Here is a 13143-nt window from a genome sequence, read left to right on the forward strand (position 1 = left end):
AGAAAAATATATCGCAAGTAACTCGACCCAATTTCAGATATAAAGCTCTCTCTATTCCTGATTGTATTGCTGCTATTTTTCACGTAAAAATTCAAAGTACTTTCCTGAAAAGAGGGTAATTGGTTCTATCTATATAATTATCCGAGATAAGATAGCAACCAGGAGCCCGTCAGATTTGAGTAATTGAGTGAACCAGGTGAAGAAATCAGGGACCGTTATTTGTAATTCCGATGCATGGTCTGTAGACTTCTAGACGCGCCTTTCGCCAAGCACTATCTCAACCAGTTTCAAGGCCTGCAATTCCATTTCCAGAACCAGCTCATCCACTTTAGCTCTAAAATAACGATAAAAAATAATGCTCGGAATCGCAACCAGAATACCGAATGCGGAATTATACAGAGCGACTGAAATTCCATGGGCCAGTTGTACTGGATTACTGCCAGTTGGTGTGCCTGATCCAAAGATCTCAATCATACCGATCAATGTACCAAACAGCCCCATTAACGGACTTAGGGAAGCAATTGTTCCCAGTGTGGTAAGGTAACGCTCCAGCTCATGGGCCGCTACTCGCCCGGCCTCTTCGATCGAATCCTTCATAATTTCTCGCGGACTATCGATGTTTTTCAATCCTGCTACCAGCACCTGTCCGAGTGGAGAATGTGCCTGTAAACGAGTGAGCGTATCAGCATGCACACCAGAGCGACGATATTCCTGCAACACCCTCGGTAATAAATCTCTCGGTGAAACTTTTGACAGACGCAGACTCCACAAACGTTCACCGATAATACCCACTGCTATGACAGAAGCCAGTATTATCGGCCATATCGGCCATCCTGCTGCCTGAATAATTGAAAACACGAATTAATCCCCTTAGTTGTAGTGAAATCACTGCATTATATTTTGCAACACCAATATGCTTTGCTCAACCAGTAGTTTTTACTGAAAGGTTATACACAATTCCTGTGGATAACTGTGTGAATAAATCATGGACAAGTTGGATAAGTGTCATTGAAGACATGGGATTTTCTGAGCTGCCTGATTTTTAGGCTAAATAAAATTTTTAAAAACAAATGTTTATTTTAAACTATTGTTATCGTACAAACTTTTCTATTCATAATGTAATAACCAAATGTCATTGTGGATGATTATAAACCGGCATGACTGATAGCAACCTTTTTCCCGAGCCAAAGAAAATAGTGTGGCGGGTCAGTGAATTAAACTGGAATGTTCGTGTAATACTCGAACAGACTTTTCCATTGTTATGGGTAAACGGAGAAATTTCCAATCTGAAACGCTATCCGTCGGGACATTGGTACTTTTCGCTCAGGGATGATAATGCGCAGGTACGATGTGTCATGTTTCGCCATAAAAATATGTACCTGGATTGGGTGCCGCAGGACGGTGCTCAAGTAGAAGCTCAGGCACTGATTACGCTATATGAAGCACGCGGAGAATTTCAACTAACAATTGAGCAGCTGCGCCACGCTGGATTAGGTGTTTTATTTGAAGCGTTTGAGCGGCTCAAAACCAAACTTCAGCAAGAAGGACTGTTCAATCCCGAATACAAGCAGCTAGTTCCCCCTTACCCTCAACAAATCGGAATCATCACTTCAACCAATACTGCTGCGCTGAGAGATGTACTCACGACGCTGCAGCGGCGTTTACCCTCGTTACCTGTCGTTATTTATCCTGTACCGGTACAAGGTAAAGAGGCTGCTGCTGCAATTGTGACTGCACTACAAATCGCCATACGGCGAAGTGAATGCGATGTATTGATCCTGTGTCGTGGAGGAGGCTCAATAGAAGATTTATGGGCATTCAATGAAGAAATCGTTGCGCGAGCGGTTGCTGCCTGCCCAATTCCAATCATAACAGGTATCGGTCATGAAACCGACTTCACCATTGCTGATTTTGTAGCAGATATTCGCGCACCGACACCTACCGGTGCCGCTCAGTTAGCAACCCCGGACAGACAAGACATTCTGCATCGTCTGCGGTACTGGCAGCACCGCTTGCAACAGGCGATAGAACGAAATATTGAACACCGTATGCAAGCAACTGATTTGCTTACTCACCGTCTGATTCACCCTGGAGAGAGAATCCGCTACCAGCTAATCCATCTGTCGCAATTACGCAACCGTTTACTACATGCATGGAGCAAACAACAGGAAGTTTACAAATGGCGAATCGAAGCATTCAGACAACGTATACAATTCACCAAACCCAATATCAATGCTGGGAAAAGGCATCAGCAAGAACTGGCTACGCGGTTGCAACGAGCGATGGTGTATCGGCTGGAAAGCCTGCAGATTCAACTCACCCAACATCAACAGCATCTTGCTCATCTCGACCCGAAAGCAGTGCTGGCACGCGGTTACAGTATCACCTATACTGCCCGGGGTGAAATTCTGCAAGATAGTCAGCAGATTCATACTGGCGATAACGTACAGATAGTCTTTGCCAAAGGATCGGCCAAGGCAAATATCACTGAAGCAAACGAATGACCCAGAGCAGACTTTTTATCCTCGTTCTTATCACACTTCACTTTATTAACCAGGAGTTCAACCAATAATGTCCAGAATCTTTCTTGCGTTGGGGGCATTGAATGCATTTCTGTGTGTGGCACTGGGTGCCTTGGGAGCACATGGCCTTAAACCTATACTGACACCCGACATGCTTACCAATTTTCAGGTCGGTGTACAATATCACTTCTACCATTCAATCGGGCTGATACTGGTTGGACTGGCGCTAGAACGATTCCCGCAAGCGCGCGCATTAAAATTTTCCGGCATTCTAATGATAACGGGAATTCTGTTATTCTCCGGCACATTGTATGTTGTCAGCCTCACCGGGTGGAAAGGATTGAGTATGACCGCTCCACTGGGCGGAATGTCCTACATGAGTGCCTGGCTTCTGTTTGCCTATGCTGTCTGGAGGAACAAACAGGCGTGAAACCATATTCCGGATTTCTACTACCAACCGCTATAAGATTGCAAAACAACAAAAAGTAAAATGACAGAACGTTTCTTCGCTCCCTGTCCGCGTGGGTTGGAATCTGTTCTGGCAACAGAACTTGAACGTCTTGAAGCGACCTCTATTGAAATTTCACCCGGAGGAGTAGCTTTCCGTGGAAGCTGGCTAACCTGTTACCAGGCCAATCTTGAAAGTCGCATCGCCAGCCGCATTTTGTGGCAAGTAGCCAGAGATCAGTACCGTAGTGAAACCGACATTTATGACATCACGCATGGCTTGTCCTGGCTCGACTGGTTTGAGCCACGATTGACAATAAAGATCAATCTGGCTGCAATTAAATGTCCGCTACGCAGTCTTGATTTCATTACACTCCGAATCAAGGATGCAATCTGCGACAAATTTCGCGCCACCTGCGGCAAACGTCCTGACATCGACACCGCTACCCCCAATATGCGTATTCACGGTTTTCTTGATGCGCGGCAATTTACCCTTTACCTGGATACTTCAGGCGAAGCATTATTCAAACGGGGGCTGCGTCAAACCCAGGGAGATGCTCCTTTGCGTGAAAACCTAGCTGCTGGCATCCTGGCACTGGCTGGCTGGCAACCTGGCATTCCATTGCTTGATCCAATGTGTGGTAGCGGAACTCTGTTACTGGAAGCAGCACAAATTGCCTGCCAGATTGCACCCGGCGCCGGGCGGCAATTTGCATTCGAAAATCTGAAGCTGTTTGATACCAACTCCTGGAAAAAACTTAAACAAACAGCTACAAACCGCCAACGTGAACGTACATTCCAATCCATTTATGGCAGTGATCTGTACGGCAATGCACTGGTTAATGCTCGTGACAATCTGGCAACAGCAGGATTAGCCGACTGCGTCGCGCTGAAACAGGCAAACGTTTTGGAAATTTCTCCTCCAGCCGAAACCGGCATGTTGATCAGTAATCCACCGTACGGCGTACGCGTTGGAGATCACCAGACATTGGCCAAATTTTATCCCCAATTGGGAAATGTACTGAAACAACGATTCAGTGGCTGGCAGGCTTTTCTACTGACTGCTGATCCCCTGCTGGCAAAATCTATTCGGCTTACACCTTCGCGCCGAATTCCACTTTTTAATGGCACACTGGAATGTCGTTTATTCGAATACAGACTGGTTACCGGCAGCATGCGCAGAGAGAAACCACTAAATGAATCAAGCAAAAAATAGTTATAAACTTTAAGACAGAGTTATGAGAATAATCTTTCTACTGATTTTTTTTGCCTGTGCCGGATTAATTGGCTATGCACTTTATCTGCAACTAATAGATGGATTGCTACCCTGCCCGTTATGCATCTTCCAGCGCATTGCCTACTGGCTGATCGGGATTACTGCTTTATTTACATTCATACATAATACACAATCACTGGGACGACATATCTACTGTGGATTAATCGTTTTATTTTCACTGGCAGGTGCTACCGTTGCCGGCCGACAAGCCTGGTTAATACGTTTTCCTGAAGCATTCGAATGCGGCATCAGCCCGGAAGAAGCTTTTTTGAACGAATTGCCTCTCGCACAATGGTGGCCGGATATGTTTGAAGCCAACGGTGACTGCAGTGATAGCACCTGGCAATTCCTATCATTGATGCTGCCTGACTGGTCATTACTCATATTTTTGGCATTCGGAATTATTGTAGGATTACTCTGGCACAAGAAATATAACTTTATTAATCAATAACACGGCAGCCTGATTCATATCAATCCGGGATCCAGAAGGCTAACGGCCTCAAGGTTAATAGAAAAATATATGGAGTAGGTTTTGCGTACTTGAACTATTACTTACAAATAATTGGTGATGCGTTAAAAATCGAGGGATACATTCGGTTTATGTGAGCCGTGTAAACGCTAGTCTCTCTGGCAGCTTTTCCCAACCAGGAATAACATCTGCTTCCATTGAAATAACCTTACAGTGCATAAAGTTTCTTGTAAGCAACTTTACATCTACTGCGATTAATAATCAGTAATAACAGTATAGTATCCTGCATAAGCTCTTCAACTAATAAAAGGATAGCATGTCATGACGCGTAAACTTATTAGCTCAGGTTCTACATTTGAAAAGGAAATTGGTTATTCGCGTGCAGTTGTCGTAGATAACTGGATATTAGTATCCGGTACAACAGGTTTCGATTACAGCAAAATGATTATTTCTGATGATTTGCTGGAACAGGCGGAGCAGTGTTTCAAAAATATTGAAATCGCACTCAATCAGGCAGAATCGAGCATGAAAGATGTGGTACGAGTTACTTATGTATTTCCTGAAACAGAAGATTTTGAGAAATGTTGGCCAGTAATGCGTAAATATCTGGGAGATATCAGGCCATCCGCCATGATGCTAACCGCAGCTTTATCAGATCCACGCATGAAAATAGAGATTCAGGTGACAGCTTATCGCAATACTAAAACTTGATCTTTCCATTCAAGCATTCAGGATGAAGAGTGTTTACTAAAAAAACAACTCAACGTCCCGATAGGCTGCTTATACAGTAAGCCAGCCCTAAATAACTGCAGTATTCATGGCTTCACGCCAAGATCTGTTGAGATTCGATATCCGTTGTATAGCGGATTGTGCCTCAACCTAAATTTGTCCATCAAGCGTAAATTCTATGGGTTTCTAATGGATTATTGGGGATATGAACGGAGGCGCGGCGAGCAAAGATAGAGCCACATTGTTTGGGCAAGACAGGCATCTGGGACGCAGCGGTACGAACAATTAATTGCCAGTTTGCAGATACATATGCACAAGCAATCCTTGGCGTGACTTATCAGCTGAATTTGGCAAATGGAACACGATCTTTTTAACCGCTTTCGGGACTAGAGCAGGGTTGGCCTGTGTATTCAAACGTTTGTTCAACGCCATCAGTAACCAATCGGATATAGAATGCGCAATGATTAAGCCACAATTGACTGACATCGAGGATTGCAGAGGCACAATCACGATCTGGGGTATACATAAAATATGGACAAGCTGACATATACAGGCTGTTGTGGCATGCATTGCATTATAGGAGCTAAGCAGCTGGAAGTCGGCAAGAGATGGTAAAGAGATATGTTCATCTTTCCAGCAACTATTTAGCCAAATATGCGGAAAAAATGAGCGGAGAAATTCACTGACTGGTTACGTTTTTGGGGACAGGTAATAATACAAATAATAAATAAATACCGTAACCTATTGATTTAATGGTGCCGGCAGCAAGAATTGAACTCGCGACCTTCTGATTACAAATCAGCTGCTCTACCAACTGAGCTATGCCGGCAAATAACACTATTTTACAATTTTTAAAAAAGCTTTATTTTGTTGTTTATTTTCAATGGATAAAGCCTGGTCTTTCTGTAAAATAGAGTCATCTACGCAACTTTCCTTAATCCGTTCCATATTAATCTCCGGAATAAAGGTAAGTCCTTGCCCTGATTCTCGCGCAAATACTGCAGATACAGCTTCAATCATGATCCTGATTTTTTTTGGTACTCCATTAAATCGAGTTACAAATTGAATTATTGTATTATCAATTTGTAAATCATTCACTGATTGGCTGCTTATATTAAGTATAATTTCTTTATTCTTAAATAACTCAGTCGGAATACCAGAACATCCATCTTCTAATACTGAGATATAAGGGCAATATTCATTATTAATACACCACTCATGGACTGCATGTATTAAATAAGGTTTGATTGAAGAGACATTATTCATTTACGCATCAATTTTTCAGCTGGAGTCAATGCTTCAATAAATAGCGGTCTGCTAAAAAGCCTTTCAGCATACTTTAGCAACGCAGCAGCCTGCTTTGGTAGCTTGATCCCATAGTGATCAAGTCTCCACAATAACGGAGCAATTACCACATCCAGCATGGTATATTCATCTCCCAGCATATATCTCTGTTTGTCAAAGATAGGGGCAATCATTGTCAATCCATTCGTAATTTCTATGCGAATTTTGTCTGCTGCTTTTTGATTGCCCTGCTCCAGAGACTCAACATGGCAGAAAAGTTCTTTCTCAAATCGGTGTAATAATAATCTTGCGCGAGCACGCATCACTGGTTCCGCAGGCATTAATTGCGGATGGGGGAAACGATCATCAATATATTCATTGATGATGTTTGCTTCGTACAATACAAGATCTCTTTCAACCAGGATTGGTACTTTTCCGTGTGAACTAATTACAGCGATATCCTCAGGTATATTATTAGGATCAACATCGATAACCTGAAAATCCATGTCCTTTTCATGCAATACAATTCGACAACGATGGCTGAAAGGACAAGTTGCTGTTGAATATAATGTCATCATAGCTTCTGTATAACAAATAATTAACTCACAGAAGATAACTCTGAAGAATCTTCAATGTATATCTCTCCAGTATTCTTTCTTAAGTAGATAGGTTAACCCAAGCATACCAAACAGAAACAGCAATACGATGATTCCAAGCTCTTTACGATAAGATGCATGTGGTTCACCTAAATAAACCATATAATTTACTAAATCAGCTACAAATTTATCGTATTCCTCTTTTGTCATCGTCCCCGATTTTGTTAAAGCCAAGTTCTTGGTTCCCGGCTCCAGTGTCTGCCATCCCTGCAAATGATGCAGAACGTGAGGCATTGCAACTTTGTCAAAAATTAGGTTATTCCAACCGCTATAAGTGGACGTGTCCTGATAAAAAGTACGCAAATAAGTATACAACCAATCTGCTCCACGGGATCGAGCGATAACAGATAAATCTGGAGGAGCCACACCAAACCATTGCTCAGCCTCTTTCTTTCTCATAGCTGCTTCCATAAGATCGCCAGTCTTTTGTCCGGTACGAATAAGTTCCGTACGAATATCATCCTCACTCATCCCGATATCACGATGTCGGTTATAGCGCATAAAATCAGCGCCATGACACGTAAGACAGTATTCAACGAAACTATTGGCACCGCGTTTCAGCGATTCCTTATCAGTTCTATCTATAGGAGCTTTGTCTAACTCAACTTCCTGCCCGGAAGAATGTGCGACAAAAGGAGTTAGTAATACAGCCAGTAATAAAATTTTTATCATTCTCATTTTGTTACATTCTCTGGTTCAGGTTTAACTTTATCTATTTTGCTATACCACGGCATCAGCAGAAAGAAAGCAAAATAAATCGTAGTAAAGATTTGTGCCAGTAAAGTATGCAAAGGTGTTACCGATTTAGTTCCCAACCATCCGAGAACAAAAAAGCTGATCACAAAAAGAGTCAACGCAATTTTAAAATAAGGCCCTTTATAACGGATTGATTTAACCGGACTGCGATCCAGCCAAGGCAGGAAACAAAAGATAACCACAGCCGCCGCCATTAAAATCACACCCCATAACTTGGCATCCACACCCAAAAAATTCACTGTCACTGCACGCAACATGGAGTAATACGGGGTGAAATACCATACCGGGGCAATATGATCCGGGGTATGCAAAGGATTAGCTGGTATAAAATTATTATCTTCCAGAAAATACCCACCCATTTCTGGCGCAAAGAAAATAATCCCACAGAATACAATCAAAAACCCAACTACCCCAAAGATATCCTTAACCGTGTAATAAGGATGAAATGGTATGCCATCGACCGGAATCCCGGTTTGTGGATCTTTGTTAACCTTAATCTCTATACCATCAGGATTATTGGATCCCGTTTCGTGCAAAGCAATGATATGCACAAACACCAGCACTACAATCAAAACAGGAAGTGTGACCACGTGATAAGCAAAAAACCGGTTTAAAGCTGCATCCGACAACATGAAGTCGCCGAGAATCCAGTTTGACAAGGTGTCGCCTATAAGTGGTATTGCTCCAAACATACTGACGATAACCTGAGCTCCCCAATAGGACATTTGACCCCATGGCAAAATATATCCTGTAAAGGCCAGGCTCATCAGAACAAAAAATATAGCCATACCTATCAACCACAGCAGTTCACGAGGCTTTCGGTAAGATCCGTACATCATTCCGCGAAACATGTGTAGATAAACCACCACAAAAAACATGGAAGCGCCAGTTGAATGCATATACCTGATCAACCAGCCAAAATCTACATCTCGCATGATATATTCAACCGATGCAAAAGCCATTCCAGCATCAGGCTTATAACTCATGGTCAGAAAAATACCTGTCAGTAGCTGATTAACCAGCACCAATAGCGCTAACGATCCAAAGTAATACCAAAAATTGAAATTCTTGGGAGCATAATATTCAGATAGGTGCGCTTTCCAGGTAATTGTCAAAGGAAAACGCTTGTCTATCCATTCCATCATTGAATTTTGCTGTTTATTCATTTTAGGCGGACTCTTTACTGTCAGAACCAACTAAAAGTTGGTTATCACTTAAATAGGTATAAGGAGGTACTACCAGGTTGGTAGGAGCCGGTACGTTTTTATAGACACGACCAGCTAAGTCAAACTTGGATCCATGACAAGGGCAAAAAAACCCTCCTAACCAGTCTGCACCCAGATCAGCAGGCGCTATATCCTTCCGATACACCGGGGAACATCCAAGATGTGTACAAACTCCCAGCACAACCAGTATCTCGGGTTTAATTGATCTTGTCGGGTTTTGCGCGTAAGGAGGCTGTTGATCCCGCTCAGAGTTTGGGTCAGCCAGCTGGTCATTTAATTTCTTCAGATCATCCAGCATTTCAGAAGTACGCTTAAGCACCCAAACAGGCTTTCCTCGCCACTCAGCTGTTAGCAACATGCCTGATTCCAGCTTGCTGATATCCACTTCAACCGGCGCCCCCGCAGCTTTAGCTCGTTCACTAGGCATCATGCTACGTAAAAAAGGTGTTGCCACACCCGCGCCAGCAACTACCCCAGCAACCGAAGTGGCCACCAGTAAAAAGCGACGTCGCCCGCTCATCTTTCCGTTATCACCACTGTCTGTCATTTTCTAACAATTCCATTTCATTAATTACCAGCTAATCAATAACACACTTAACTCCGGCACCTTAAAGCACACGAATTTCTAAAAATGGCACCCTTTTAAAAAGCGCAATTATTTTAGCACAGACTATACTCGCCAAGATAGATTGATTACTATCGACTAATTAACATAACCTTAATCTAATCTACCATGACATTGCTTATATTTCTTGCCTGATCCACAAGGACATGGATCATTCCGTCCAATCTTGTCATTTTTACGTACAAATGGTTGTTGCTTGGCTTCGTGACTCTCCACAACCGATTGTTGCTCCTCTTCTGCCTCACTATAAGCAGCATGATGATATTGCAAATTTCTCGGAGTTGAGGTTTCCGCTACTGATTCAACCTGCTGCTCACTACGGATTTGCACGGTCATAAGAATCTTTGTTACATCAGCTTTAATCGCATCGAGCATCCCTGCAAACAGCTCAAAAGCTTCTCTTTTATATTCCTGCTTAGGATTCTGTTGAGCATAGCCGCGCAAATGAATCCCTTGTCTCAAATGATCCAGCGCAGCCAAGTGTTCACGCCAATGTGAGTCCATACTGTGCAGCATCACCATACGCTCATATTGATTCATGATGGATGCACCCACCTGCTCAACTTTACCCTGATAGCCGGTATTCACGGATTCCATAATACGACCACGCAGGTTTTCTTCATGCAGCTCACTATCGGCTTCCAACCATTCCTGCACGGGAATTCGCAAGTGAAACTCACTGGCCAGGGCTTTCTCCAGCCCAGGAACATCCCATTGCTCTTCTATGCTTTGTGCAGGAATATAAAGGCTAACAAGTTGATTTACTACACTCTCACGAATAGCGCTAACAGTTTCTGAAATACCTTGCTCGGCATCCAGCAACTCGTTGCGCTGCTGATAAATAACCTTGCGCTGATCATTGGCCACATCGTCATATTCCAGTAATTGCTTGCGAATATCAAAATTTCTGGCCTCGACCTTTTTCTGAGCATTTTCTATGGCACGCGTCACCCATGGGTGCTCGATTGCTTCTCCCTCTGGCATTTTAAGACGCGTCATAATATTGGCCACCCGATCGGAAGAAAAAATACGTAATAGTGGATCTTCCAAGGAAAGATAAAAACGACTGGAGCCCGGATCACCCTGCCGGCCGGAACGTCCACGCAGCTGATTATCAATCCGGCGTGATTCATGCCGTTCAGTGCCAATGATATGCAATCCTCCCAGCTTGATTACCTCATCATGCCTGACTTGCCACGCTTGGCGGGTTTCCTTTGTTTTTTCTGTTTTGGTCATATCATCAAGAGCATCATCTACCCGAATACGATTGATTACCTGCTCCAGATTTCCGCCCAGCACAATATCTGTTCCTCGACCAGCCATATTAGTCGCTATGGTCACCATCTTCGATTGCCCTGCCTGAGCGATGATATCGGCCTCTCGTTCATGCTGCTTGGCGTTGAGAACCTGATGAGGCAACTTTTCCTTTGTTAGCATGGTTGAGAGCAATTCATTGTTTTCGATTGAGCCAGTTCCAACCAGGACTGGCTGTCCACGCTCGTAACAGTTCTTGATATCCGCAATAATCGCCTGATATTTTTCTCGTGCCGTACGAAAAACCTGATCCATACGATCTTCTCGCGCGATCGGACGGTGGGTTGGAATTATAACTGTCTCCAATCCATAGATTTGCTGAAACTCAAATGCCTCCGTATCAGCAGTACCGGTCATACCGGCAAGTTTTTCATACATCCTGAAATAATTCTGGAAAGTGATAGATGCTAAAGTTTGATTTTCTTTCTGAATGGAAACATTTTCTTTAGCTTCAACGGCCTGGTGCAATCCCTCTGACCACCGTCTTCCCGGCATTAAACGACCGGTAAATTCATCTACAATAACTACTTCATCATTCTGCACAACATAATGCTGATCACGGTTGTATAACGCATGCGCACGCAATCCCGCATTAAAATGATGAATCAAGGTAATGTTAGCCGGATCATACAAACTGGATTCTGCTGGCAGCAAACCAACCTCACCCAATAATTTCTCAGCATGTATAAATCCTTCTTCGCTCAGTAATACCTGTTGTGTTTTCTCATCCACACTATAGTCACCCGGACTATTTTCATCCTTCTGCCGAGTAAGCCGGGGAATCAATACGTCAACACGTTTATAAACCTCGGTATCCCCTTCAGCCATGCCGGAAATGATCAAAGGCGTTCGAGCTTCATCAATAAGGATCGAATCAACCTCGTCCACAATTGCAAAGTTAAGCACGCGTTGCACTCGTTCTGCGCTATGCCCCACCATATTGTCACGCAGGTAATCAAAGCCATATTCGTTGTTCGTACCGTAAGTTATATCTGCACCATAAGCAGCCTGCTTGTCTTCATGAGGCATCTGCGATAGAACCACCCCGACACTCAATCCGAGGAATTGATAAATCTGTCCCATCCATTCAGCATCACGCTTCGCCAAATAATCGTTGACCGTAACAATATGTACTCCCTTTCCGGAAAGGGCATTAAGATAGATTGGCAGGGTGGCCATCAATGTCTTTCCCTCACCGGTACGCATCTCGGCGATTTTCCCTTCATGCAGCACCATTCCGCCGATTAGCTGTACATCGAAATGACGCATGCCAAGTACACGTTTGCTCGCCTCCCTGACTACAGCAAACGCTTCTGGCAGCAACTGATCCAGTTTCTCACCATTTGAGATGCGTTGCTTGAACTCGCTCGTCTTGTTACACAGCTCCTCATCCGACAGCGGTGAAATGACAGCTTCCAGCTCATTGATGGTGCGGACAATCCTTGAATATTGTTTTACCAACCGATCGTTACGACTACCAAAAATACCTTTTAGTAAATTGCTCAGCATGGGAAATTGTTGTTTATCTATTGATGTAAAAATGCACTGTAATACAGATCAACTATTAAACATGATCTATTTCACAGCAGGGGAAGCAGAGGAGCGCTGAAATTGCTTGCTGGTTGACTCATGATCAGACCAGAATAACGTCATAGAAAATGCATGCAAGTGCATAATAGTTGCAGATATGTAACAAGGATAAATGGCACACATTATATTTGGATTCAGTGCGTTAAGTAGTGTTTGCTATGATCCGCACTTTTTTGTTTACACAATCACTTATCTGGCTGAGCATCAGCTGATCTAACTCATCGTACGTTAGGATAAATTCCGCAGCGA

12 protein-coding genes and 1 tRNA gene are annotated in these 13143 nt (G+C 43.4%); 5 read left to right on the top strand and 8 right to left on the bottom strand.

The features are described 5' to 3' along the window. Positions 1-249: 249 nt before the first annotated feature. Entirely contained in the window at positions 250-858 is a 609-nt protein-coding gene (locus BM331_RS03610; RefSeq protein ID WP_074927138.1) for a MotA/TolQ/ExbB proton channel family protein, read from the bottom strand. Positions 859-1157: 299 nt separating this feature from the next. Here BM331_RS03610 and xseA point away from each other — a divergent pair, with 299 nt between their 5' ends. From xseA to BM331_RS03635, 5 genes are all read left to right on the top strand, one after another. Then, a complete protein-coding gene (gene xseA / locus BM331_RS03615) occupies positions 1158-2504 on the top strand; it encodes an exodeoxyribonuclease VII large subunit (protein WP_074927140.1) in 1347 nt (448 codons plus the stop codon). A gap of 67 nt (positions 2505-2571) precedes the next feature. Then, entirely contained in the window at positions 2572-2952 is a 381-nt protein-coding gene (locus tag BM331_RS03620) for a DUF423 domain-containing protein (RefSeq protein WP_074927142.1), read from the top strand. Between the two features lie 60 nt (positions 2953-3012). Further along, the gene (locus BM331_RS03625) at positions 3013-4185 is read left to right on the top strand and encodes a THUMP domain-containing class I SAM-dependent RNA methyltransferase (RefSeq protein WP_074927144.1); all 1173 of its coding nucleotides are present in this window, start codon (positions 3013-3015) and stop codon (positions 4183-4185) included. A gap of 22 nt (positions 4186-4207) precedes the next feature. Further along, entirely contained in the window at positions 4208-4696 is a 489-nt protein-coding gene (locus BM331_RS03630) for a disulfide bond formation protein B (RefSeq protein WP_074927146.1), read from the top strand. Positions 4697-5035: 339 nt separating this feature from the next. After that, positions 5036-5425 (top strand): RidA family protein, encoded by a 390-nt coding sequence (locus BM331_RS03635; RefSeq protein WP_074927148.1) that lies wholly within the window; start codon positions 5036-5038, stop codon positions 5423-5425. A 771-nt stretch (positions 5426-6196) separates the two neighbouring features. Here BM331_RS03635 and BM331_RS03645 read toward each other — a convergent pair. The 7 genes from BM331_RS03645 to secA all read right to left on the bottom strand — a co-directional run bounded on the left by BM331_RS03645 (position 6197) and on the right by secA (position 12813). Then, positions 6197-6272, bottom strand: a tRNA-Thr gene (locus BM331_RS03645). 8 nt (positions 6273-6280) lie between these two features. After that, the gene (locus tag BM331_RS03650) at positions 6281-6709 is read right to left on the bottom strand and encodes a ClpXP protease specificity-enhancing factor (RefSeq protein WP_074927152.1); all 429 of its coding nucleotides are present in this window, start codon (positions 6707-6709) and stop codon (positions 6281-6283) included. Further along, entirely contained in the window at positions 6706-7305 is a 600-nt protein-coding gene (locus tag BM331_RS03655; protein ID WP_074927155.1) for a glutathione S-transferase N-terminal domain-containing protein, read from the bottom strand. The genes BM331_RS03650 and BM331_RS03655 overlap by 4 nt, the downstream gene beginning before the upstream one ends. Before the next feature lie 51 nt (positions 7306-7356). Continuing rightward, complete coding sequence (locus tag BM331_RS03660; protein WP_074927157.1) at positions 7357-8061, bottom strand: cytochrome c1; 705 nt, start codon at positions 8059-8061, stop codon at positions 7357-7359. Then, positions 8058-9305, bottom strand: coding sequence for a cytochrome b (locus tag BM331_RS03665; protein WP_074927159.1), 1248 nt, complete (start codon positions 9303-9305; stop codon positions 8058-8060). The genes BM331_RS03660 and BM331_RS03665 overlap by 4 nt, the downstream gene beginning before the upstream one ends. 1 nt (position 9306) lies before the next feature. Continuing rightward, positions 9307-9912, bottom strand: a complete 606-nt coding sequence (gene petA / locus BM331_RS03670) for a ubiquinol-cytochrome c reductase iron-sulfur subunit (protein ID WP_074927161.1) — start codon at positions 9910-9912, stop codon at positions 9307-9309. Positions 9913-10083: 171 nt separating this feature from the next. After that, positions 10084-12813, bottom strand: a complete 2730-nt coding sequence (gene secA / locus BM331_RS03675) for a preprotein translocase subunit SecA (protein WP_074927163.1) — start codon at positions 12811-12813, stop codon at positions 10084-10086. Positions 12814-13143: the final 330 nt, after the last annotated feature.

The sequence above is a fragment of the Nitrosomonas eutropha genome, from assembly GCF_900116685.1.
Classification (GTDB): Bacteria; Pseudomonadota; Gammaproteobacteria; order Burkholderiales; family Nitrosomonadaceae; genus Nitrosomonas; species Nitrosomonas eutropha_A.

Excerpts from the sequence above, each read along its gene's own strand:
- BM331_RS03650 (WP_074927152.1), bottom strand. The coding sequence starts at position 6,709 with ATGAATAATGTCTCTTCAATCAAACCTTATTTAATACATGCAGTCCAT.
- secA (WP_074927163.1), bottom strand. The coding sequence starts at position 12,813 with ATGCTGAGCAATTTACTAAAAGGTATTTTTGGTAGTCGTAACGATCGG.
- BM331_RS03630 (WP_074927146.1), top strand. The coding sequence starts at position 4,208 with ATGAGAATAATCTTTCTACTGATTTTTTTTGCCTGTGCCGGATTAATT.
- BM331_RS03655 (WP_074927155.1), bottom strand. The coding sequence starts at position 7,305 with ATGATGACATTATATTCAACAGCAACTTGTCCTTTCAGCCATCGTTGT.
- BM331_RS03635 (WP_074927148.1), top strand. The coding sequence starts at position 5,036 with ATGACGCGTAAACTTATTAGCTCAGGTTCTACATTTGAAAAGGAAATT.
- petA (WP_074927161.1), bottom strand. The coding sequence starts at position 9,912 with ATGACAGACAGTGGTGATAACGGAAAGATGAGCGGGCGACGTCGCTTT.
- BM331_RS03660 (WP_074927157.1), bottom strand. The coding sequence starts at position 8,061 with ATGAGAATGATAAAAATTTTATTACTGGCTGTATTACTAACTCCTTTT.
- BM331_RS03620 (WP_074927142.1), top strand. The coding sequence starts at position 2,572 with ATGTCCAGAATCTTTCTTGCGTTGGGGGCATTGAATGCATTTCTGTGT.
- xseA (WP_074927140.1), top strand. The coding sequence starts at position 1,158 with ATGACTGATAGCAACCTTTTTCCCGAGCCAAAGAAAATAGTGTGGCGG.
- BM331_RS03665 (WP_074927159.1), bottom strand. The coding sequence starts at position 9,305 with ATGAATAAACAGCAAAATTCAATGATGGAATGGATAGACAAGCGTTTT.
- BM331_RS03625 (WP_074927144.1), top strand. The coding sequence starts at position 3,013 with ATGACAGAACGTTTCTTCGCTCCCTGTCCGCGTGGGTTGGAATCTGTT.